Annotated in this window: 23 protein-coding genes; 14 read left to right on the plus strand and 9 right to left on the minus strand. The window is 70.6% G+C overall.

All coding sequences use genetic code 11. From position 1 onward, the window contains the following. Window positions 1–11 precede the first annotated feature (11 nt). The gene (locus G9C83_RS01645) at window positions 12–281 is read left to right on the plus strand and encodes a DUF6360 family protein (RefSeq protein ID WP_167244381.1); all 270 of its coding nucleotides are present in this window, start codon (window positions 12–14) and stop codon (window positions 279–281) included. Here G9C83_RS01645 and G9C83_RS01650 read toward each other — a convergent pair whose 3' ends face one another. After that, the gene (locus G9C83_RS01650) at window positions 282–1,577 is read right to left on the minus strand and encodes an MBL fold metallo-hydrolase (RefSeq protein ID WP_167244382.1); all 1,296 of its coding nucleotides are present in this window, start codon (window positions 1,575–1,577) and stop codon (window positions 282–284) included. A gap of 216 nt (window positions 1,578–1,793) precedes the next feature. On the opposite strand from G9C83_RS01650, the gene G9C83_RS01655 reads away from it, so the two are divergent. From G9C83_RS01655 to G9C83_RS01680, 6 genes are all read left to right on the plus strand, one after another. After that, window positions 1,794–2,291: a plastocyanin/azurin family copper-binding protein gene (locus G9C83_RS01655; protein WP_167244383.1), complete on the plus strand. Its 498-nt coding sequence runs from the start codon at window positions 1,794–1,796 to the stop codon at window positions 2,289–2,291. Next, window positions 2,292–4,283, plus strand: a complete 1,992-nt coding sequence (gene nosZ / locus G9C83_RS01660; protein WP_167244384.1) for a TAT-dependent nitrous-oxide reductase — start codon at window positions 2,292–2,294, stop codon at window positions 4,281–4,283. Between the two features lie 132 nt (window positions 4,284–4,415). Then, window positions 4,416–5,126, plus strand: coding sequence for a hypothetical protein (locus tag G9C83_RS01665; protein ID WP_167244385.1), 711 nt, complete (start codon window positions 4,416–4,418; stop codon window positions 5,124–5,126). A 6-nt stretch (window positions 5,127–5,132) separates the two neighbouring features. Beyond that, window positions 5,133–6,524, plus strand: a complete 1,392-nt coding sequence (gene nosD / locus G9C83_RS01670; protein WP_167244386.1) for a nitrous oxide reductase family maturation protein NosD — start codon at window positions 5,133–5,135, stop codon at window positions 6,522–6,524. Beyond that, window positions 6,517–7,479: an ABC transporter ATP-binding protein gene (locus G9C83_RS01675; protein WP_167244387.1), complete on the plus strand. Its 963-nt coding sequence runs from the start codon at window positions 6,517–6,519 to the stop codon at window positions 7,477–7,479. The genes nosD and G9C83_RS01675 overlap by 8 nt, the downstream gene beginning before the upstream one ends. After that, complete coding sequence (locus G9C83_RS01680) at window positions 7,476–8,414, plus strand: ABC transporter permease (RefSeq protein ID WP_347877766.1); 939 nt, start codon at window positions 7,476–7,478, stop codon at window positions 8,412–8,414. Before G9C83_RS01675 ends, G9C83_RS01680 begins: the two co-directional genes overlap by 4 nt. Here G9C83_RS01680 and G9C83_RS01685 read toward each other — a convergent pair. Continuing rightward, entirely contained in the window at window positions 8,411–8,692 is a 282-nt protein-coding gene (locus tag G9C83_RS01685) for a hypothetical protein (protein WP_167244388.1), read from the minus strand. The two genes, G9C83_RS01680 and G9C83_RS01685, sit on opposite strands and share 4 nt — an antisense overlap. 145 nt (window positions 8,693–8,837) lie before the next feature. On the opposite strand from G9C83_RS01685, the gene G9C83_RS01690 reads away from it, so the two are divergent. From G9C83_RS01690 to G9C83_RS01700, 3 genes are read left to right on the plus strand one after another with little or no spacing between them, the layout of a single operon-like run. Then, complete coding sequence (locus G9C83_RS01690) at window positions 8,838–9,251, plus strand: 30S ribosomal protein S6e (protein WP_167244389.1); 414 nt, start codon at window positions 8,838–8,840, stop codon at window positions 9,249–9,251. Between the two features lie 39 nt (window positions 9,252–9,290). Further along, window positions 9,291–9,728, plus strand: a complete 438-nt coding sequence (locus tag G9C83_RS01695; protein ID WP_167244390.1) for a DUF5807 family protein — start codon at window positions 9,291–9,293, stop codon at window positions 9,726–9,728. 1 nt (window position 9,729) lies between these two features. Beyond that, window positions 9,730–10,638: a carbohydrate kinase family protein gene (locus G9C83_RS01700; RefSeq protein WP_167244391.1), complete on the plus strand. Its 909-nt coding sequence runs from the start codon at window positions 9,730–9,732 to the stop codon at window positions 10,636–10,638. Here the strand turns inward: G9C83_RS01700 and G9C83_RS01705 are convergent, their stop codons facing one another. From G9C83_RS01705 to G9C83_RS01715, 3 genes are read right to left on the minus strand one after another with little or no spacing between them, the layout of a single operon-like run. After that, window positions 10,639–11,436: a BtpA/SgcQ family protein gene (locus tag G9C83_RS01705; RefSeq protein ID WP_167244392.1), complete on the minus strand. Its 798-nt coding sequence runs from the start codon at window positions 11,434–11,436 to the stop codon at window positions 10,639–10,641. It abuts the gene before it with no gap. Beyond that, window positions 11,433–12,527 (minus strand): recombinase RecJ, encoded by a 1,095-nt coding sequence (locus G9C83_RS01710; RefSeq protein ID WP_167244393.1) that lies wholly within the window; start codon window positions 12,525–12,527, stop codon window positions 11,433–11,435. Before G9C83_RS01710 ends, G9C83_RS01705 begins: the two co-directional genes overlap by 4 nt. A 48-nt stretch (window positions 12,528–12,575) precedes the next feature. Next, on the minus strand, window positions 12,576–13,007 hold the full coding sequence (locus G9C83_RS01715; RefSeq protein ID WP_167244394.1) for a universal stress protein: 432 nt from the start codon (window positions 13,005–13,007) through the stop codon (window positions 12,576–12,578). A 94-nt stretch (window positions 13,008–13,101) separates the two neighbouring features. On the opposite strand from G9C83_RS01715, the gene G9C83_RS01720 reads away from it, so the two are divergent. Further along, on the plus strand, window positions 13,102–13,545 hold the full coding sequence (locus G9C83_RS01720) for a universal stress protein (RefSeq protein WP_167244395.1): 444 nt from the start codon (window positions 13,102–13,104) through the stop codon (window positions 13,543–13,545). Here G9C83_RS01720 and G9C83_RS01725 read toward each other — a convergent pair. Genes G9C83_RS01725 through G9C83_RS01735 form a run of 3 tightly spaced genes read right to left on the minus strand, consistent with a single transcriptional unit; the run spans window position 13,542 to window position 14,737 of the window. Continuing rightward, a complete protein-coding gene (locus tag G9C83_RS01725; protein WP_167244396.1) occupies window positions 13,542–13,787 on the minus strand; it encodes a hypothetical protein in 246 nt (81 codons plus the stop codon). The genes G9C83_RS01720 and G9C83_RS01725 overlap by 4 nt on opposite strands. Window positions 13,788–13,818: 31 nt before the next feature. Continuing rightward, complete coding sequence (locus G9C83_RS01730) at window positions 13,819–14,367, minus strand: GNAT family N-acetyltransferase (protein WP_167244397.1); 549 nt, start codon at window positions 14,365–14,367, stop codon at window positions 13,819–13,821. 1 nt (window position 14,368) lies between these two features. Beyond that, window positions 14,369–14,737, minus strand: coding sequence for a universal stress protein (locus G9C83_RS01735; RefSeq protein WP_167244398.1), 369 nt, complete (start codon window positions 14,735–14,737; stop codon window positions 14,369–14,371). Window positions 14,738–14,944: 207 nt separating this feature from the next. Between G9C83_RS01735 and G9C83_RS01740 the strand changes: the two genes are divergently transcribed. Further along, entirely contained in the window at window positions 14,945–15,568 is a 624-nt protein-coding gene (locus G9C83_RS01740) for a DUF5806 family protein (RefSeq protein WP_167244399.1), read from the plus strand. Here the strand turns inward: G9C83_RS01740 and G9C83_RS01745 are convergent. Beyond that, window positions 15,565–16,047: a hypothetical protein gene (locus G9C83_RS01745; protein WP_167244400.1), complete on the minus strand. Its 483-nt coding sequence runs from the start codon at window positions 16,045–16,047 to the stop codon at window positions 15,565–15,567. The genes G9C83_RS01740 and G9C83_RS01745 overlap by 4 nt on opposite strands. A gap of 131 nt (window positions 16,048–16,178) precedes the next feature. On the opposite strand from G9C83_RS01745, the gene G9C83_RS16110 reads away from it, so the two are divergent. Together G9C83_RS16110 and G9C83_RS01755 are read left to right on the plus strand one after the other, a co-directional pair. Beyond that, complete coding sequence (locus tag G9C83_RS16110; protein WP_167244401.1) at window positions 16,179–18,908, plus strand: ABC transporter ATP-binding protein; 2,730 nt, start codon at window positions 16,179–16,181, stop codon at window positions 18,906–18,908. Between the two features lie 139 nt (window positions 18,909–19,047). Continuing rightward, window positions 19,048–20,688 (plus strand): ABC transporter substrate-binding protein, encoded by a 1,641-nt coding sequence (locus tag G9C83_RS01755; protein WP_167244402.1) that lies wholly within the window; start codon window positions 19,048–19,050, stop codon window positions 20,686–20,688. The last annotated feature ends 8 nt before the right edge of the window (window positions 20,689–20,696 follow it).

Here is a 20,696-nt window from a genome sequence, read left to right on the forward strand (position 1 = left end):
GTTCGTCCCGCATGGCCGACCGCATCATCAAGGTCAACGCGTACACGACGTTCACGCTCCTCGACGGCGAGGCGGAGGGTCACGGCTGGACGGAGGACGCCCTCGCCGTGCTCAACGTCACCGCCGACGACGGCGACGTGCTCGTCGAACTCGAACTCGACAACACGGACACCGAGCGCGTGCCGGCTCACGCCGAGCGCGCGACGCTCTCCCCGGACGAGGCCCGCGAGCTCGCGGGCGAACTCGAAGCCTACGCCGAGCGCGCCGAGAGCGACGAGTAGCTACACCGAAACTGTCGCGTTCCGCTCGGGCGCGCTGGCGTCGTAGCCGTCCGCGCGCAGTTCGTCGGCGAACCACTCGCAGCGGTCGCCGTGGTTGACGAGCACCTCGGCGCCGCGGTAGTCGTCGAGGAACTCCCGTAGTCCTTCGCGGTCGGCGTGCGCGGAGAAGTCGTAGCTGTGGACGCGCGCGGCGACGCGGAGGTGGCGGCCGTCGATTTCGGCGCTGCCCGTATCGAGGAGGTCGCGGCCCGGCGTGCCTTCGACCTGATACCCCGTGAGCGCGAGCTCGTGCTGGGGGTTGCCCGCGATTTCGGGGACGTACGTCATCGCTGGGCCGCCCGAGAGCATCCCGGCAGTTGTGACGATGGCCGTCGGTTTCTCCGCGATTCGTTTCCGCTGACCGTTCCGCGTCGAGGCGTCGAGGAAGCGCGCGTGCCCGCAGGCCGCGCGGAACGCCTCGGGGTCGCGGAGGAACTCGCTGGTCTGCTTGAATCGCTCGGTGACGGCGACGCCCATCCCGTCCACGTAACACGGGATGTCGTGGGCGGCGCACACCATGAACAGTTCCTGTGTGCGACCGATAGCGAACGCCGGAACGACGGCCGTCCCGCCGCCGCGAACCGTCTCCGCGACCGACGACGCGAACGCGTCCTCGATGCTCGCGCGGTCGTCCCGGGTCACGTCCGCGTACGTCGATTCGGTGACGACCACGTCGGCGTCGGGCCGGGCGGTCGTGCCGGCGAGCAGTCGCTGGTCCTCCGTGTTGAAGTCCGCCGTGTACAGCAGTCGGGTGTCTCCGTCGTCATCGGACTCGGTCCGATTGCTCGCGGGACTTCGTCCCGCGCTGTCCACCAGGACGTGTGCGCTCCCGGGGATGTGGCCCGCGTCGTACAGCGTCACCTCGTAGCCGGCGGCCTCGAAGGTCTCCCCGTAGCCGTGCGTCTCGGAGACCTCGCCGAGCGCGGCGACTTCCGCGCGCGTGAACGGGCAGTCGTGGCGGCCGCCGCGCTCGCCGCCGCCCTGTAGCTTGAGCGTGTCCTCCGCGAGCAGGCGCGTGAGGTCTCGGGTGGGCGGCGTCCAGTGAATCGGCGGGCGCCGCCCGCCGGCGACGAGCCCGGGGACGGCGCCCGCGTGGTCGAGGTGGCCGTGGCTGACGACGACCGCGTCCGGGTCGACGTCCGCGGGGTAGCTCGGCGGCGTCCCGGGCTTCATGCCGTAGTCGAGCAGCAGCGAGTCGTCGACGAGCACCGCGCTCCGGCCGACCTCGCGGGCGCCGCCGAGGAACCGCAGGTCCATACTCGCGGTAGCGCGCGGCGGCGCTTGGCTCCGTCGGTCCGGGTTCCCCGCGAGGGACTCGAACCTCGAGCCGCGGCGGTGTGCGGTGCGCTACCGTGGGAAGCGGCGGTTCGCCCCTCCTTCCCCGGGCGAACACGTTCGGCTGCGTTCCCGAGTTCTTGAACTGTGGTTTCCGGTTTACGTGTGTGTGACTCTGACCGACGACGTGAGGCAAGCATGGACGAGCACTACACGCGAAGACGGTTCCTCGCAAGCACTGGCGTCGTCGGCGTCGCAGCGCTCGCCGGCTGTTCCGGCGGCGATGGCGACTCCGGCGGCGACGAGACGACTGCCGAGCCGACCGAGACCGAGAGCGGCGGCGGCTCCGGCGAGGAGTGGGTGCAGACGAGCGAAGTCGCGATGAACGACCAGCTCGCCTACGACCCCGTGCGCATCGAGGTCGAGGCGGGCACCACGGTGACCTGGGAGACGACCGGTGCGGTCGGCCACACGGTCACCGCCTACGAGGACGCCATCCCGGACGGCGCGGAGTACTTCGCGTCCGGCGGCTTCGACGCCGAGCAGGCCGCCATCGACGGCTACAACAGCGGCCAGGAGGGCAACGTCCCGGAGGGCGAGACCTACGAGCACACGTTCGAGACGACCGGCGAGTACGAGTACTACTGCATCCCGCACGAGGCCAGCGGGATGGTCGGCTACGTCCGAGTGGTCTGAATGTCCGAACACACAGCCGACGACGGCGACGACGCCCTCGACCCCGAGGCGGTCGTCGAGCGACACGAACAGCAACTCGACGACCTGCTCGCGGAGGTCGACGAACCGACGCCCGACGACGACTCGACGACGCTGGAGCTCGCCGGCCTGGAGCTCAACCGCCGCGACTTCGTGAAGGCGGGCATCGCGACCGGCGCGATGGCGGGGCTGGCTGGCTGTTCGGGCAACATCGGCGGCGGCAGTTCGAACACCACGACCAGTTCGGGCGGGTCGACGCCCGACCACAAGGTCGCGCCCGGCGAGCACGACGAGTACTACGGGTTCTGGTCGGGCGGTCAGTCCGGCGAGATCCGCATCGTCGGCATCCCGTCGATGCGGGAGCTGATGCGCATCCCCGTGTTCAACACGGAGGCCGGCCGCGGCTACGGCTACGACGACCAGACCGCGGAGATGCTCGAAGGCGCCGGCGACTACACGTGGGGTGACAACCACCACCCCGTGCTGTCGGAGACGGACGGCGACTACGACGGCGAGTACCTCTGGGTGAACGACAAGGCCAACGGCCGCATCGCCCGCGTGAACCTGAAGTACTTCGAGACGGACGCGATCACGGACGTCCCGAACATGCAGGCCATCCACGGGTGTTCCGTGCAGAGCCCGGACACGGAGTACATCTTCGGGAACGGCGAGTTCCGCACGCCGCTGCCGAACGACGGCCGCGACCTCGACAACCCCGACGAGTACGTGTCGCTGTTCTCCGCCATCGACCCCGAATCGATGGAGACCCAGTGGCAGGTCAAAGTCGACGGCAACCTCGACATCGTCGACACCGACAAGGACGGCCGCTGGGCCATCTCGTCGGCGTACAACGACGAGGGCGGCGTCACGGTCACGGAGATGACCCGCGACGACCGCGACTACGTGAAGGCGTTCGACGTGCCCGCCATCGAGGAGGCCGTCGAGGCCGGCGAGTACGAGGAGGTCAACGGCGTGCCCGTCGTCGACGGCACGCAGGACAGCTCGCTGAACCAGGGCGGCGACCCCATCGTGCGGTACATCCCGACGCCGAAGAGCCCGCACTGCGTGGAGGTCGGGCCGAACGGCGACTACGCGTTCGTCGCGGGGAAGCTCTCGCCGACGGTCACCATCCTCGACATCGACGCGCTCGATTCGTCCAGCGACCCCGACGACGTCGTCGCCGGCCGGCCGAACGTCGGCCTCGGCCCGCTGCACACGACTTTCGACGGGAACGGCCACGCGTACACGTCGCTGTTCATCGACTCCCAGGCCGTGAAGTGGGACATCGAGGCGGCCGTCGAGGCCGAGGAGGGCTCCTCGGACCCCGTCATCGAGAAACAGGACGTCCACTACAACCCCGGCCACATCCAGGCCGTCGAGGCGATGACGACGGACCCGGACGGCGAGTGGCTGGTGAGCCTGAACAAGCTCTCGAAGGACCGCTTCCTGCCGGTCGGCCCCATCCACCCGGACAACGACCAGCTCATCCACATCGGGCAGGGCGAGAAGGAGATGGAGCTGGTCGCCGACCACCCCGCCTATCCGGAACCCCACGACTGCGTGTTCGCGCACAAGGACAAGCTCGACCCCGCGGAGACGTGGGACAAGGCCGACTACGAGGGCGAGAAGCCGTTCGTCACGAAGGCCGACTCCGGCGTCGAGCGCACGGGCGAGAACTCCGTGCACGTGAAGACGTCCTCGATGCGCTCGGAGTACGGCCTCAAGGACTTCACCGTCAAGGAGGGCGACGAGGTGACGCTCACGGTGACGAACATCGAGGGCGTCCGCGACGTCATCCACGGCGTCGCCGTCCCCGAGCACGACGTCCACCTCGCCATCGCGCCCCAGGACACCCGGCAGGCGACGTTCACGGCAGAGGAGCCGGGCGTCTACTGGATCTACTGTACGTACTTCTGCAGCGCGCTCCACCTGGAGATGCGCTCGCGGATGCTCGTCGAACCGCGCGACGACTGACTCCCTCGCCGTCTGTCGTCCACTCGGCGACCATCGGCGGCCTCCCGGGGTCGCCGGCACGCGCGGCGTGTCGGCGCGGCCCGCGGGGGTCGCAACCGGTGGTTCGTCCCCCGAACCCCGGCAGGTGACACTATGGACTACGAGATACCAGACGCCTCGGCGTTCCGCGAGCTCCGGCGCGCGCTCCCCCTCCTAGCCGCGGGCCTGTTCGTCGCGGCGCTGTTCTTCCCGATGTGGCGCATCTCCGTGGACGCGGTGCAGTACCCGTCGACGACGCTGCACCTCGAACTGTACGCTTACCCCCGCATCGCGGGCGACTACGTGGAGATGGCGAACCTCAACAAGTACATCGGGTTCTACTACCCGGACCCCGTGTACTGGCAGCCGAACTACGAGCCCCACCCGTACGCCATCGACGTGCCGGAGTGGTCGTTCGGCCCGCTGGCGTTCGTCGCGGTGTCGGCGGCCACGCTGTTCGTCTCGCTGGCGCCGGACGCGCGCCGCCTCAAACGCGGGCTGACCGCCCAGCTCGTCGGCACGGTCGTCGTGTTCGGCGTGATGCTGGCGGACATCCAGTACCGGCTCTACCAGGCCGGCCACACCCTCGACCCGGACGCGCCCGTGATGGGCGTCGAGGGGTTCACGCCGCCGCTGTGGGGGCAGTACCAGGTCGCGAACATCACCAGCCACAGCCGCTTCGGGCTCGGCGCGTACATGGCGATGGTCGCGGTCGGGCTGCTCGTCGTCGCGTTCTACTTCCGGGACAGCGACGCGACGTTCGGCGACCTCGCGGCGCGCGTGACGGGCCGCGGCGCGCCCGAGGACGCGGAGGCAGGGAGGTGACCGCGCGTGCGTGACCGACGCATCGAGCGCGGGTTCGCGGTCGCCGCCGTCGCCCTCCTCGTGGTGAGCGTCGGCGCCGTCGTCGCCGCCCCCAGCGACGACGCCGCGGGCGAACCCGACGTGGCGTTCGACGCGTCCGTCCCTGCCGAGTACGACTTCGAGACGGACGCCGTCGGCGCGCGGGGCGACGGCCACGCCGCAATCGACGGCGAGCGCTACGACTCCCTCGCGGCCGCCGTCGACGCCGCCGAACCCGGTGACACCGTCGACGTCCGCGGCCACGTCCCCGGCCCCGTCAGTGTCGAGACGCCGAACGTCACCATCGCCGGCGAGTCGCCCTCGCAGTCGGTCATCTCGGGCGAGGCCGAGGGCGACGTCGTCACCGTGAACGCCAGCGGCGTGACCGTCCGTGACGTCTGGGTGCGCAACGCCGGCTACAGCACGGCGGACAACGACGCCGCCGTCTGGGTGGACGCCCCGGACGCCACGCTCGCGGACGCGCGCGTGACGAACACCACGTTCGGCGTCTGGGTGAACGGCGTGCCCGACGCCCGCGTCGCGAACACCACCATCGTCGGGCGCACGAGCGTCGAGCGCGCCTCCGACCGCGGGAACGGCATCCAGCTGTGGCGCGCCGACGACGCCGAACTCGCGGACAACCGCATCACGGACGTCCGCGACGGCCTCTACTTCTCCTGGAGCTCTGGCGTCCTCGCGTCGAACAACACGATGTGGGACCTCCGGTACGGCGTCCACTACATGTACTCGGACCGGAACCGGCTCGCGAACAACACCGCCTTCGACAACGACGTCGGGTACGCGCTGATGGTCTCCGACGACCTCGAAATCGTCGACAACGTCGCCGCCAACAACACCGGGACCAGCGGCCACGGCGCGCTCGTGAAGGAGGTCGACCACACCACCATCGCGGGCAACGACTTCGTCGGCAACGACAACGGCATCTTCGTCTACAACTCCCTCGACGACGAGTTCCGGGACAACCTCGTGCTCGCCAACGACGTCGGCGTCCACCTCACCGCCGGCAGCGTCGACATGGACGCCTCCGGGAACTCCTTCGTCGACAACGCGGACGGGATGTACGCCGTGGTCGGCGAGCAGGTCACCTGGAACGGCAGCGAGCGCGGCAACTACTGGGACGACGCCCGTCCCGTCGACGTCGACCACGACGGCGTCAGCGAGGTCCGCTTCCGGCCCGACGGCGCCGTCGAGAACCTCGCGCGCGAGCACCCCGAGACGAAGGTGTTCGCGTCCAGCCCCGCGTTCGACGCGGTGCGGCTGGCGGACCGCTCGGTGCCGCTCGTGGCGGCGCCGGGCGTCGTCGACCACCACCCGCTCTCGACCCCCGCCCACGACGACTGGAGGCGATACTATGAGTGACCCAGCAATCGACGTCCGCGACGTACGCAAGTCCTACGGCACAGTCACCGCGCTCGACGGCGCCAGTTTCTCCGTCGACCGCGGGGAGACGCTCGGCCTCGTCGGCCGCAACGGCGCCGGCAAGACCACGCTGTTCAAGCTACTCGTCGGCCACGAGACGCCCGACACCGGCAGCGTCACGGTTGCCGGTCTGCCGCCGTCGGCGGGCACCGCGCTCCGCGAGCGCGTCGGCTACCTCCCCGAGCACGCGGGCTTCCCGCCGTCGCTGACCGGTCGCGAGGTCCTCTCGTTCCACGCTCGCGTCCGCGGCATCCCCGCGGACACGCGGGACCGCCGCGTCGAGCGCGTGCTCCGGACGGTCGGCCTCGGGGACGCCGCGGACCGCCGCGTCGGCGGCTACTCGAACGGGATGAACCGCCGGCTCGGGCTCGCCACCGCGCTCGTCGGCGACCCGGCCGTGCTCCTGCTGGACGAGCCGACCGCCGGCCTCGACCCCGCGGGCGTCGCGGACTTCCACGCCATCGTGGACGCGCTCGCCACCGAGACGGACGTGACGGTGCTCGTCACCTCCCACGTCCTCCCGGAGATCGAGCGGCTCTGCGACAGGGCCGCGGTCCTCGAGGACGGCGACATCTCCGTCTCGGGCGGCGTCGACGACCTCCGGCGCGCGACCGCGGACACCGTCTCCGTGGACGCCACCGTCGCGAGCGACCCCGCCGCGGCCGCTGCCGCCCTGCGCGAGCACGCCGCTGTCAGGGGTGTGGCCGTCGACGGCGCCCGGCTCCACCTCGACTGCGAGCGCGACGGCGTCTTCGACGCGCTCGACGCGCTCCGTGAGACCGTCGACGTGGCGTCCGTGGAAGTCACGGAGCCCGGCCTCGACGCGGTGTTCCGCGAGGAGGTCGCCGCGGGCGGCGACGTCGCGCTGAACGGAGACGGGGGTGAGCGGGCGTGACGACCGACAGCACCGGAACCGACGACCGCCCCGCGACGGACGGCGGCGCGGCCGCAGTCGTCGACGAGTCGCCGGAGTTCGCGGCCGACGGCGCCGCGGCGACCGACGTCGTGAGCGGCCGCGGCTTCCGGGACGCCGTCCGCGGCACCGTCGAGGTCGCGGCCCGCGAGTACCGCCTCGCCGTGCGGCGGCGCTGGGCGGTCGGCGCCGCCGTCGTGTTCGCGCTGTTCTCCCTCGCGCTGGTCGTGCTCGGCGGCTCCGGGATCGGCCCGACGCGGGTCGGCGCGGTGCTCGCGAGCTTCGCGCAGGTCGGCGTCTACGTCGTCCCGCTGGTCGCGCTCGCGGCGGGCTACGACGCCATCGTCGGCGCCGACGAGTCCGGCAGCCTCGAGATGCTGCTCGCGCTCCCGCTGTCGAACGCCTCCGTGGTCGTCGGGAAGTACGCGGGCCGCGCGGTCGCCGTCGGCGGCGGGATGCTCGTCGGGTTCGCGGCCGGCGGCGCGCTGCTCGTCCGGTACGCCGGCGCGGGCGTCGTCGGCGGGTACGCGTGGGTCGTCCTGGTCGCGGTCGCCGCCGCGCTCGCGTTCCTCGCGCTCGGCGTGCTCGCGTCCGCGCTCGCCAGCGAGAAGACGCGGGCGCTCGGCGGCGCGCTCGCGGCGTGGGTGTGGTTCGTGCTCGTCCACGACCTCGTCGCGCTCGGCGCCGTCGCCACCTTCGACCTCCCGCAGTGGGCGATCTCGGTGGCGGTGCTCGCGAACCCCGCGGACCTCTTCCGCGTGCTCGTGCTCCGCACCGTCTCCACGACCGCGGGCGGCATCGCGGGGGTCCTCACCGGCACCGGACTCAGCCAACCCGTGCTGCTGGCGGCGCTCGCGGCGTGGATCGTCGTCCCCGTCGCGGGCGCCGTCGTCGCGCTCGGCCGGCGCTCCGTCTAGGAGTCCTCGCGCTGCCACGCGGTCACGCGGAACCGCCGGTAGCCGCCGTGGGCGGCCTCCAGTGCGCCCATCCACCAGTTCCAGCGCTCGGCGGGCGACCCGCCGGGCGCGTCCGCTAGCTGGTTCACGACGGCGTCCGGGGTGAGTTCGAAGCCGAGGTCGTCGTCTGTCGCGCGGGCGTCCGCGAGGTCGCCGGCCATCCGTGCGACCACGCGGCGCTCGGCGGGCGTCCCGCCGAACTCGGCTTCGAGGCGGTCGGTGAGGAGTTCGCGGTCCATGCAGTCACAGTCCGGTTAGACGGATGCCACCTTCAACGCTCGGGTGGCCGCAACCGTCGAGCCCCCGATTCGCGGCCGAGGGCGGGCCTGAAGCCGGGGGAGCGGCTTCGACGGGTTTTTGAACTGCGCCCGACTCGTTTCACGCATGGCCACGTTCCAAGTTGTCGTCTCCGACCCCGAGTCGGGGCGAAGCTACCAGCACGAGGTCGACGGACAGGACGCGAACCGCTTCCTCGGCCTCGAGATCGGCGACGAGGTCGACGGCGGCGCCGTCGGCCTCGACGGCTACACGGTCGAGATCACCGGCGGCAGCGACTCCGCCGGCCGCCCGCTCCGCAGCGACGTCAACGGCGCCGAGCTCCAGGACGTCCTGCTCACCGGCGGCCCCGGCTTCAACCCCGAGAACGACGGCGAGCGCAAGCGCGTCACCGTCCGCGGGAAGGAGGTCTCCGAGGCCGTCGCCCAGCTCAACGTCTCCATCGCGGAGCGCGGCGAGGAGTCCGTCGAGGACCTCTACGGCGAGGGCGAGGAGGAAGACGCCGACGCCGCCGAAGCGTAAGTAGTCAGTCTTTTTCGCGTTCGACGCCTACTCGTCGTCGTGAGCGACTACGACGCGTATCTCGCCGGCGACCGGCCCGACGACGTCGCACTCTACCTCTCCGAGTCGTACGTCTCCGACATCGACACGCTCGCGGACCGCGAGGACGCCGAGCGCGTCGACGACGGGGTCGTCCTCGTCGTCGAGGGCGAGCGCGGCCGCAGCGTCTTCCGGAAGATAACGGGCATGGGCGCGATGGACTTCGGGTCCGCCGCGATGGACAACCCCGGGCACGTGGACGCGGACCTCGCGGGCGGCGACTGCCCGCACGCCGCCGACGGCCCCGGCGACCACCACCCCGAGTTCGCGTTCTCGTTCGCGGAAGCCCAGAACGACGAGGTCGGCGGACTGTACGCGGAGGGCGACGTCATCCACGCGTACGTCTACTGTTCCTGCGGGGAGTCGTACTCCGACAAGTGGCTGGCCGGCGAGCGCTGAGATGGCCGGCGTCGTCGCGGTCGGGAGCGCGGTGCTCGACCGCGTGTACGCGCTGTCGAACCTCCCGGAGCGCGACGGCGGCGCGTTCGTCCGCGACGACGAGGAGCGAGCGGGCGGCGTCGCCGCGAACGTCGCGTGCGCGCTCGCCGCGCTCGACCACGACACCGGCGTCGTCTCTCGAATCGGTCGCGACGACGCCGGCGACCGCGTGCTCGCGTCCCTCGACGAGTGGGGCGTCGACGCGTCGGGCGTGCGTCGCGGCGACGACGCCACGTCGTACTGCCTGATTCTCCGCGGGCCGGACGGCGACCGCATGATCGTCGCGGGCGGCGACAGCGTCCCCGGCCTCCGCCTCACGGACGGCGACCGCGACCGTCTCCGCGACGCGGACTGCGTGTTCACCAGCGCGTACGCCCCGGACGAGGTCGTCCGCGACCTCGTCGCGATGCGCGAGCACGGCGAACTTTCTGCGCTGGCGTTCGACCTCGCGGGCCCGCTGTCCGAGCTCGACGGCCGCGGCGCCACGCCCGAAGCCATCGACGAGGTCGCCGCGACGGCGGACCTCTTCGTCACGAACGAGGTCGCGGCCCGCTCGTACCTCGGCAGCGAACCGGAAACCGCCGCCCGTGAACTCCAGAGCGCCGGCGCCGCCCGCGTCGCGGTCACGGTCGGCGTCGACGGCGCCTTCCTCGCGGACGGGAGCGGCGTCGAGCGCGTTCCTGCCGTGGACGCCGCCGTCGTGGACACGACCGGCGCGGGCGACGCGTTCACCGCCGCGCTCGCCCACGCGTGGCTGCTCGGGGACGCCGACAAGACGCGAGCGGGCCGCGTGGCTGCCGCCGCTGCCGCGCAGAACTGCACGGGTAAGGGCGCGCGCGGCGCGCTCGCCACGCGCGAGGACCTAGAATAGCTACGCTTTCGCGTCGACGAGCGCCCGCACCCGGGACTCGTCGACGGGCGCGGTCGTCTCGCCGTCCTCCTTGAGCGCGGTGCCGACGATGGCGCCGTCAGCCACGTCCAGCGTCTCCACGACCGTCTCCCGGGTGACGCCGCTGCCGACGAACACCGGCGCGTCGGCGTCGTGTTCGTCCCGGGCCGCGGCCACGTCGGCGACGTGGTCGAGGCTGGCCTCCTCGCCAGTGCCGGGGCCGCTGGCGACGAGGCCGTCCGCGAGGCCGCGTCCGAGCAGTTCGTCCACTTCCTCCTCCAGCGGCCGCTCCGCGATGGCCGCGGAGTGTTTCACGTTCACGTCCGCGAGAATCGAGACGTCCGCGTCGAGTCGGTCCAGCAGGCGGACGGTTTCGGCTGCGTCCCCCTCGACGACGCCCTGGTCGGTGAGGCGCGCGCTCGTGTGGACGTTCACGCGCACGAACGCCGCGCCCGCCGCCGCGGCGACCGACACCGCGGCTTCGGCGTCGTTCCGCAGGACGTTCACGCCCAGCGGCAGGTCCGTCTCGCGGCGCAGGTCGCGGGCGAGCGCAGCCATCGACGCCACAACGTGTTTGGGCACGTCGTCGGCGTAGAACGGCGCGTCGCCGAAGTTCTCCACGAGAATCGCGTCCACGCCGCCGGCTTCGAGGCGGCGCGCGTCCCGGAGCGCGTGCTCGCGGATGCTGGCTCGGTCGCCGTCGAAGCCCGGTGCGCCCGGTAGCGCGTCGAGATGGACCATCCCGACGACCGGGCGCTCGCTCGCGAACGCCAGGCTCATTCCTCGTCGGCGTCGTCGCTCTCGTCTTCCGGTTCGAGGTTCCGGAAGGCGTCGAGGATGACCTGCTTGGCGGTCGCGCCCTGGGACGTCCAGTGGTTCGCGTAGTCCAGCATGTCCTCGTAGATGTCGGGCTTGCAGCCCGCCGCCTTCGGGTGGCCGCCGCCGTTGACCTGGCGGGCGACCTCGTGGGCGCGCTCGAAGCCCTCGGTGCCGCGGATGCTCGCGCTCCCGGACGGCTTCACGACGACCGCGGCGTCCGCGCCCTGCTCGCGCAGCGCCTCCGCGACCTCGTTCTGCGAGCAGCGGCCGTACGTCACGCCGACGGTCCAGCCGTTGACCTCGCGGATCGACGCGCGGTCGACCGCGCGGTCGATGAGGTCGTGTTTCTCGACGCGGCGCTCTTCGAGGAACTCCATGACGTCCTCGGGGAGGTCGGCGCCGTGCTCCTGAATCGTCTCCATGTACTCGTCGGTGTCCACCCAGTAGGAGTAGTCAGCGAGGTCGTCGCTGCGCGGGTCCTCCTTCAGCCAGAGGTCGTGGTCGCGGGTGACCGCCGCGAGCTCTTTGAGGTACCGCGGCAGGTCCTCGTCGATGGAGCGCACCGCCACGTCGGCCGTGCACTCCTCCTCGGAGTCACCGATAACGAGGTCGACGCCCGCCTCGCGGACGGCCTCGGCCACCTCGTCGGTCCACTGGTGGTGGTCGAACCAGCGCACCTCGCCGGCGTGCTCGACGAGGTACGCGAGCTCGTCCTCGACGTACCGGAACTCGTCCGGGCAGAGGTCGCAGACGAACACCGTCGCGCCGTCCGCGCCGAACTCTGCCGCGCGCCGCAGGCCGTCCTCCAGCTCGTGCGGGCCGGCGGGCACGAGCGCCGCGTCGCCGTACACCTCGCGGACGATGGCCGCGCACGCCATCCCGTCGGCGTCCGGGTCCGCGACGACGAGGACCTCGGCGCCCTCGGCCTCCTCGCGAATCTCTCGGTCCTTGCGCTCCTCGTGGATGCTGTCCGGGACGAAAAAGCCCTTCCCGGGGAGGAGGGACTTCCGCTCCAGCGGCATGTCCTCGTCCTCGATGACCCAGTCTTCCATACCGGACGGAGGCGCGGCCGAGCAAAGAACCCCGCGGTTCGGGGGTGGCTACTCCTCGTCGGCGAGCTGGCGCACCGTCAGCACCGGCACCGGGCACGTGCGCACGACGCGCTCGGCGACGCTGCCGATGAGGAAGCGGTTCTCGCCGTGGCGGCCTCGCGTCCCCGTCGCCACGACGTCAGCGTCCACGTCGCGGGCGTACTGGCTGATCTCCGCGGCCGGTCGTCCCTCCCGGACCGCCGTCGTCACGTCCGCGTCGGCGCTGCTCGCGATGCGCTCGACTGCCTCCTCGCCGCGCTCCTCTAGGGCGTCGTGCATCTCCTCGCGGACCTCGTCGGGCGCGCTCTCGACGTCGCTCTCCTCCAGGACGTACAGCGCGTGGACGGCCGCGTCGAAGCGCGCCGCGAGGTCGAGAGCGACCTCCACGGCGCGGCTCACGCTCTCGGAGCCGTCGGTCGCGATGACCACCGTCTCTATCATACTCGACGCTCCGCGCCCGCGCCCCTTAAAGCCACGCGCGAGTAGGCCCCGCGTACGCGGAGCGTTTTAGTAGCCCGCCCGCGCAGACCCAGCCATGACCCTCGAAGTGGACACCGTGCTCGTGCCCGTGGACGGGACCGACGCCTCGGTCACGGCCGCCGAGTACGCGTTCGCGGTCGCCGACCGCTACGACGCCGACGCGCACGCGCTGTACGTCCTCGGCGAGACGGTCAGCCGCGGCATCCACGCCGGCGAAGTCGACGAACCCGAGCTCGCCGACGAGACCCGGACGTTCCTCGCGGACCTCGCGGACAGCGCGCCCGAGAGCGTCCACGTCGACACCTCGATCGCGTACGGGTTCTCCACGACGCGGAAGCTCCAGCACCCCGGCAGCGTCATCCTCGACTGCGCCGAGGACGTCGACGCCGACTTCCTCACCATCCCCCGCGAGGGCCTGCGGGACGGCACCGGCGACGTCCTCGAGAAGGCCGCCGAGTACGTCCTCCTGTACGCCAGCCAGCCGGTCCTTTCGGTCTAACTCTCGGGACCGTCGGCCTCCTCGACTCTCGTCTTCACCAGTTCGTCTACCTGCGTGAACAGCGAGTGCACGAGCAGCCACGTCGCGCCGAGCGCGACTACACCGGCCAATAGCATGCCGACGCTGCCCGTCGGGAGGAGGATCGCCTGCACGACGACCAGCCCGACCCACGCGAGCACAACGTGGACCGTGAACCGGTTCGCCCGCGAGATGTGTTCGTCGGACCACTCGGTGTCTGCCATCGTCGGCACGTCCAGCGCCGGCGGCTTATAACTAGTTCAGCCGTATCGCCATCTCCATCTCGAAGCTCTCCGCGGCCGCCGTCTCGAAGCCGACCTTCTCGTAGAGCGCGACCGCCGGCCGGTTCCACCGCTCGACGGTCAGCCAGACGTACTCCGCGCCCTCCTCCTGCCCGTGCCCGAGCAGCGCCTCGATGAGCTTCGTGCCGATGCCCGCGCCCTGGTAGTCCTGGTGGACGAAGATGGCGAGCTCGTACGTCGAGTCGTCGTCCGGCACCAGCGTCGCGTGGCCCGCGACCTCGTCGCCGTGCCACGCCAGCACGTCGTGGCCGTCCTGCTCGAAGAGCGTCGCGAGCCAGTCCCGGACGCGTTCCTCGCCGACGGGCGGCACGCCCTGCGCGCGGTCCGCCGGGTCGAACTCCGTGTACATCTCCACGACCGCCTCGAAGGCGTCGTCGCCCGGGCCGTGCTCGCCGGTCCACGCCCGCACCTCGATGGTGCGGCCGTCGGCGTCCTCGAACGCCCGCGGCGGCCGCGGGAACTCCGCGGCGACCTCCTCCGGGTAGACGCGTTCGTCGACCATGCTAACGCACCAACTTCACCGAGACGCGGGCGTTCAACAGCACGAACTCCGAGATGTCCCCGAGTCGAATCTTCCCCATCGGGCTGCGCTGGCCGCCCCCGAGCACGATCTGGTCGAACTCCTCGCGCTCGGCGAGCTCCACGAGGCTGCTCCCGGGGTCTCCCGAGAGCCGCCGCACGTCGTCCTCTAACCCCGCCTCCTCCAGCGCCTCGCTGGCCCTCTCGACGAGCTCGTCCGGCGACGGGTCGCTCTCCGGGTTTTCCACCACGGCGACAGTCACCTCGTCGCCCGTCTCCACCGCCCGCTCGACGGTCTCGTGGAGCGCGTCCAGGGAGTCGTCCGCACCGCCGATGCCCAACAGCACTTTCATAGTCGGACTGTCAGCGCGGCCAATGAAAAGGATTCGGCTGGGAGACCGTGACCGGAGGGACCTGTCTCCGAATACGCGAGCGGGGACTTCTCGCTGCACCGCGCCGCTCGCGGGTCGCTGCGTTCCCCGTTCGCCGTTCGGGGACTTCTCGCGACGCTCGAAGTCCCCGGCGACACGCTTTTGCGCTCAACCCGGCAACGCTCCCTCATGCCCGAACGCGCTTCTCCCGCAGACTGGGACCTCACGCCGGCCGTCGAGCCGGCGGAGGGCCCGTCCGACGACACCGACGACGTGCCCGAGGACGTCCGCGAGTACCGGCGGTTCTCGAAGATGGACGGTGCGCAGTACGACCGCGTTAACGAGTTCCTCCGGGACCGGACCTACATCACGGCCCGCGAGTGGGCGATAGCGCGGCTCTGCGCGGACTTCCGCACGGAAACCGGCGTGGAGATGACGAAGATCGGGGAGAACCTCCCGGAGCTCGTGCCGTTCATGACGGACACGTACAGCCCGCAGGCGGTCAACCAGGCGCGGTCGGCGTTCGAGGACAAGGTCCGGATGGCGGGCGCGACGTTCCTCTACGGCGCGATGTCCGGCTTCTTCACGGCGGACGAGCTCGACGACCTGATGTACGAGGTGACGGAGGTCGCGAAGTTCCTGCTGGAGGTCGAGGGCGTCGACCTCGCCGTCGAGGAGGAGCTGGAGGCCGAGGAGCGCATCTCCTCGGTGATGCGGGACGTGCGGTCGGCCAGCGACGAACTGCGCCACGACGGCACGGAGTGCCCGAACTGCGGGCACACCATCGACGCCGACGCGACCGCCGACGACTAGCTCGTCCGTCCCTCGGGGAGGAACGGCTCGACGTTCTCGTGGACGAACTCCACGTAGTCGTCGTTCAGCCGGCGGCAGAACAGCCGGAGTTCGCCGTTCGCGCGAATCGTTTCGAGCTTCTCCTGTGAGCCCGCCGGGTCGTAGTACGCGGGAACGAACACCGCGGTTTCGCTGTCGGGGTCCTTCTCCACGACGAGCAGGTAGCGCATGCCGCTCTCCGCGCGGAACACGTCCACGTCCGAGAAGGCGACGTCCTCGGCGAGCGCTTCGAGGTCCTCGTACTCGTCGCCGGGCAGGAGGACGTCGAGGCCGGTCCGGAACTCGGAGTCGACGAGCACCGAGTCGCCGGGGTGGAGTTCGAGCGTGGTCCAGCCGCGGTCGCGGTACTCCTCGGCGACGGCTGCCATGTCCTCGACGACGGCCTGCCAGCCGTCGGCCGCCTGGACGTTCGAGGGCGCGTCGGCGGGGTTGTCGGTCATGTGTTGACGGCGGGTGGCTCCCCGGATAAGCGTTACCCAACGCCGGGCGCGCGCCGGGTTTCCGCGGGGAGCGCCGGGCGCAGTGTCGGAGTCCCGCAAGCTATTTCTTGAGCGCCCCGTGATTTCCTCCAGTGACTGACCTCCTGTCGCTCTCCGGCCTGCGGACGCAGTTCAAGACGAAGCGCGGCGCGGTGAAGGCCGTCGACGGCGTCGACCTCACCATCGAGGAAGGGGAGACCGTCGGCCTCGTCGGGGAGTCGGGGTCCGGGAAGAGCGTGACGGCGCTGTCCGCGATGGACCTCGTGGACGAACCCGGCGAGATCGTCGACGGGCGCGTGACGTTCCGGGCTCCCGACCTGGCCGCGGAGTTCGCCGCGGACTACGACGGCGCCGTCGTGCCCTACCCGTTCGACCTCGTGGACGCCGCCTACGAGGTCGCCGCCGACCTCCGCGCGGGCGACGGCGTCGAGACGGTCCCCACCGAACTACGCGGGATGGCCGACGACCTCGCTGGTCTGGACGACCCCGCGGACCTCGCGAGCGACTTCCGTGACGCCGCAGACCGGCTCGCCGACGGCGCGACCGAGTCCGTCGTCGCCGACACGCTCGAAGACGCGGTCGCGGACGCCGACGACGGCTTCGTCTACGTGGACGACGACGCCCGCGACCAACTGCTGGGTGGTGCGTCAGCCGCCGACGTGACCGTGACCGACGGCGTCGTCGACCTCACGGACGCCCCCGAGGAGGCGATGCGGAAGGTGCGCGGCGGCGAGATGGGGATGATCTTCCAGGACCCGATGACGTCGCTGAACCCCGCGGTGACCGTCGGCGAGCAGGTCGCCGAGTCGCTGCGCCTCCACCGCTACGGCGACCGCAAGCGGGACACGTGGGTGAACGCGATCCGGGAGATCCTCCCGAAGATCGGCGGCCGCGAGCACGACGAGGAGGTCATCGAGGACGTCGTCGAAATCCTCACCGAGGTCGGCATCCCGGAGGCGACGACGCGCTTAGAGGAGTACCCCCACGAGTTCTCCGGGGGGATGCGCCAGCGCGTGCTCATCGCCATCGCGCTCGCGTGTCGCCCCCAGCTGCTCGTCGCGGACGAGCCGACGACGGCGCTGGACGTGACGATTCAGGCCCAGATCCTGGACCTCATCGACGACCTCCAGGACGAGTTCGGGATGTCCGTCCTGATGATCACCCACGACCTCGGCGTGGTCGCGGAGACCTGCGACCGCGTCGCGGTGATGTACGCGGGCGAGATCGTCGAGGAGGGGCCCGTCGAAGAGATCTTCCACAACCCCAGCCACCCGTACACGTACACGCTGCTGGAGTCGATTCCGACCGAGGACAAGGACCGCCTGACGCCCATCGAGGGCAACGTCCCCGACCTCATCGACATGCCCGACGGCTGCCACTTCGCGGACCGCTGTCCGTGGGCCCAGCCCGAGTGCCGGGAGGGCGAGATTCCGTTCCTCCAGCACGGCCCCGAGGACGTCGACCACCGGTCGAAGTGCATCCTCCCCGAGTTCGACAAGAACGAGTACGGCACCGAGGGCGTTCCGTCGCAGTCGACGAACGCCACCGGAGAGCCGATTCTCAGCCTCGACGGCATGCGGAAGTACTACGAGCAGGAAGACGGCCTCTTCGACCGCCTGCTCCCGGGCGAGGAGCCCAGCGTGAAGGCCGTCGACGGTATCGACCTCGACGTCCACGAGGGCGAGACGCTCGGGCTGGTCGGTGAGTCCGGCTGCGGGAAGTCGACGGCGGGCCGCGCGCTGCTGCACCTCGACCCGCCGACCGACGGCAGGGTCGTGTTCGCGGGCGAGGACCTCGGCGACCTCTCGAAGTCCGAGCTCCGGGAGAAGCGCAAGGACATGCAGATGGTGTTCCAGGACCCGATGTCGAGCCTGGACCCGCGGATGACGGTCGGGCAGACCATCATGGAGCCGCTGAAGATCCACGACCTCGCGAAGGGCCGCCGCCGCGAGCGCGTCCTCGAACTCCTTGAGGAGGTCGGCCTCGACGAGAGCCAGTACGGCCGCTACCCCCACGAGATGTCCGGCGGGCAGCGCCAGCGCGTCGGCATCGCTCGCGCGCTCGCGGTCGACCCCGACTTCATCGTCGCCGACGAGCCGGTCTCCGCGCTGGACGTCTCCGTGCAGGCCCAGATTATCAACCTCATGGAGGACCTCCAGGACGAGTACGGGCTCACGTACCTGTTCATCGCCCACGACCTCTCCGTCGTCCGGCACATCTCCGACCGGGTGGCGGTGATGTACCTCGGGCGAATCGCGGAGGTCGCCGAGACCGAGGCGCTGTTCGAGGACCCCAAGCACCCGTACACGAACGCGTTGCTGTCGGCGATTCCGGAGCCGGACCCGCTGGCGGACACGAGCGACCGCACCATCCTCAAGGGGGACGTGCCGTCCCCCATCAATCCGCCGTCGGGCTGTCGGTTCCGGACGCGGTGTCCGTCCGTGATTCCGCCCGAGGACCTCGACATCGAACAGGACCGCTACCGCGAGGTGATGTTCTACCGGCAGCGCGTCGAGGCCCGCGACATCGACCTGGCGGCCGCCCGCGAACAGGCCACCGACGACGCGTCCGCGGACCACGCGGTCGCGGACGGCGGCAGCGACCTCCACGCCGTCCTCCGCGACGAGTTCTTCGACGGCCCGCTGTCCGGGCGGTCCCGGGACGCCGTCGAGGAGTCCTTCGACCACCTCGCGGCCGACGACTGGGCGGCCGCCGAGGCCGTCCTCGCGGACACCTTCGAGAGCGTCTGCGAGCGCGAGGACCCCGAACTCGGCGACGACGCGCACCCGGCAGCCTGCCACCTCTTCTCGGATTCCAGGTAGGTCTTCCCCGGCGCCGTCCCCGGATCACTGGTAACTTTTGCCATAACCGAAGCGCCCCGACGACCCGTCCCCTGCGGCGTGTGGCGATTGTCGTCGACTATTCGATAACCTTATTTACGTCGCTCGCGCGGGTGTGGTTATGGCAGATAATGACAGCCAGCTCTCACGGCGCAGCTTCCTGAAGGCTGCCGGCACCGCGACCGTCGCCGCCACGGCGACGAGCTCGGTCGCCGGCTGTCTCGGCGGCGGCGGCGACAGTGGCGCCACGCTCCGCTACGGCCGCGGTTCCCACTCCTCGACCCTCGACCCGCAGAACACCACCAGCGGCGAGGTCGCGAAGGTCACCAACCAGGCCTACGAGGGCCTCGTCGGGTTCCAGCCCGGCGAAGCCGCGCTCACCGAAGCGCTCGCGACCGACTGGACGATGGACGGCGCGAACGTCACCCTCCAGCTCCGCGAGGACGTCTCCTTCCACGACGGCTCCGAGTTCACGGCCGACGACTTCATCGCGACCTACCGCCGGTTCGTCGACGAGGACTACGAGTACTACTTCGAGGACGCGTCCGCGTACGGCCCGTTCACGCTCGGCAACTGGATCGACAGCGTCGAGAAGGACGGCGACTACACGCTGAACATCACGCTCACGCAGACGTACGCGCCGTTCCTGCGTAACCTCGCGATGTTCGCCGCGGTCGTCATCTCCCAGGACGCCATCGAGGGCGACGTCGACCTCGACGGGGAGATGGTCGGCACCGGCCCGTTCGAGCTCTCCGAGCTCGACGACTCGAACAACCGCATCCAGCTCACCGCGTTCGACGACTACTGGGGCGACAGCCCGAACGTCGGCGAAGTGCTGTTCCTCACGCGCGGCCAGAACTCCACGCGCGCACAGGCGCTCGTCGAAGAGGAGATGGAGATCATCGACGGCCTCGACCCCGACACCATCCAGACCGTCGAGGACTCCGACACCGCGTCCGCGGAGACCGTCCAGGGCATCAACATCGGCTACATGGCGTTCAACATGTCCCGGGTGGAGGCGTTCCGCGACCGCCGCGTCCGGCGCGCGATCAGCTACGCCATCGACACCCAGTCCATCGTCGAGAACATCTACTCGGGCATCGCGACGCAGGCCGACCAGCCGATTCCGCCCGCGCTGTTCGGCCACAACGACGACCTCGAACCGTACCCCCACGACCCCGAGCAGGCGCAGTCGCTGCTCGAGGAAGCCGGCTACGGTGACGGGTTCGAGTTCGAACTGACGACGTTCCAGAACCCGCGCGGCTACAACCCCGCGCCGCTCCCGACCGCCGAGACCATCCGGTCGAACCTCGACGAGGTCGGCATCGACGTCACCATCGACGACCGCCAGTTCTCGGACTACCTCACGTACACCGCCGAGGGCCGCCACGACGCGGCGATGTCCGGCTGGTACACCGACAACGCCGACCCGGACAACTTCTGTTACGTGCTCCTCCACCCGCAGACGGAGGCTCCCCAGGACCAGGACTGGGTCTCGTGGGACACCGAGGGGTACAACACGTCGAACCTGACCGGGTGGGCGAACACGGACTACATGAACCGCGTCGAGGAAGCCCAGCAGACGTCCGAGCAGAGCGCTCGCGCCGAACTGTACAACCAGGCCGTCCAGATCGCTCACGACGAGGCGCCGTGGGTGTACGTCGACTACGCTGACGAGGTCCGCGGGGTCAGCAACCGCGTCAGCAACTACACCATCTCCGCCATCGGCGGCCCGCACCTCGACCTCGTCGAACTCGAATAACCGAGAGG

Source organism: Halobacterium sp. R2-5, from assembly GCF_011734195.1.
In the GTDB taxonomy this organism is placed as follows: Archaea; Halobacteriota; Halobacteria; order Halobacteriales; family Halobacteriaceae; genus Halobacterium.

Excerpts from the sequence above, each read along its gene's own strand:
- G9C83_RS01645 (WP_167244381.1), top strand. The coding sequence starts at position 12 with ATGGCCGACCGCATCATCAAGGTCAACGCGTACACGACGTTCACGCTC.
- G9C83_RS01650 (WP_167244382.1), bottom strand. The coding sequence starts at position 1,577 with ATGGACCTGCGGTTCCTCGGCGGCGCCCGCGAGGTCGGCCGGAGCGCG.
- G9C83_RS01655 (WP_167244383.1), top strand. The coding sequence starts at position 1,794 with ATGGACGAGCACTACACGCGAAGACGGTTCCTCGCAAGCACTGGCGTC.
- nosZ (WP_167244384.1), top strand. The coding sequence starts at position 2,292 with ATGTCCGAACACACAGCCGACGACGGCGACGACGCCCTCGACCCCGAG.
- G9C83_RS01665 (WP_167244385.1), top strand. The coding sequence starts at position 4,416 with ATGGACTACGAGATACCAGACGCCTCGGCGTTCCGCGAGCTCCGGCGC.
- G9C83_RS01675 (WP_167244387.1), top strand. The coding sequence starts at position 6,517 with ATGAGTGACCCAGCAATCGACGTCCGCGACGTACGCAAGTCCTACGGC.
- G9C83_RS01685 (WP_167244388.1), bottom strand. The coding sequence starts at position 8,692 with ATGGACCGCGAACTCCTCACCGACCGCCTCGAAGCCGAGTTCGGCGGG.
- G9C83_RS01690 (WP_167244389.1), top strand. The coding sequence starts at position 8,838 with ATGGCCACGTTCCAAGTTGTCGTCTCCGACCCCGAGTCGGGGCGAAGC.
- G9C83_RS01700 (WP_167244391.1), top strand. The coding sequence starts at position 9,730 with ATGGCCGGCGTCGTCGCGGTCGGGAGCGCGGTGCTCGACCGCGTGTAC.
- G9C83_RS01705 (WP_167244392.1), bottom strand. The coding sequence starts at position 11,436 with ATGAGCCTGGCGTTCGCGAGCGAGCGCCCGGTCGTCGGGATGGTCCAT.
- G9C83_RS01710 (WP_167244393.1), bottom strand. The coding sequence starts at position 12,527 with ATGGAAGACTGGGTCATCGAGGACGAGGACATGCCGCTGGAGCGGAAG.
- G9C83_RS01715 (WP_167244394.1), bottom strand. The coding sequence starts at position 13,007 with ATGATAGAGACGGTGGTCATCGCGACCGACGGCTCCGAGAGCGTGAGC.
- G9C83_RS01720 (WP_167244395.1), top strand. The coding sequence starts at position 13,102 with ATGACCCTCGAAGTGGACACCGTGCTCGTGCCCGTGGACGGGACCGAC.
- G9C83_RS01725 (WP_167244396.1), bottom strand. The coding sequence starts at position 13,787 with ATGGCAGACACCGAGTGGTCCGACGAACACATCTCGCGGGCGAACCGG.
- G9C83_RS01730 (WP_167244397.1), bottom strand. The coding sequence starts at position 14,367 with ATGGTCGACGAACGCGTCTACCCGGAGGAGGTCGCCGCGGAGTTCCCG.
- G9C83_RS01735 (WP_167244398.1), bottom strand. The coding sequence starts at position 14,737 with ATGAAAGTGCTGTTGGGCATCGGCGGTGCGGACGACTCCCTGGACGCG.
- G9C83_RS01740 (WP_167244399.1), top strand. The coding sequence starts at position 14,945 with ATGCCCGAACGCGCTTCTCCCGCAGACTGGGACCTCACGCCGGCCGTC.
- G9C83_RS01745 (WP_167244400.1), bottom strand. The coding sequence starts at position 16,047 with ATGACCGACAACCCCGCCGACGCGCCCTCGAACGTCCAGGCGGCCGAC.
- G9C83_RS01755 (WP_167244402.1), top strand. The coding sequence starts at position 19,048 with ATGGCAGATAATGACAGCCAGCTCTCACGGCGCAGCTTCCTGAAGGCT.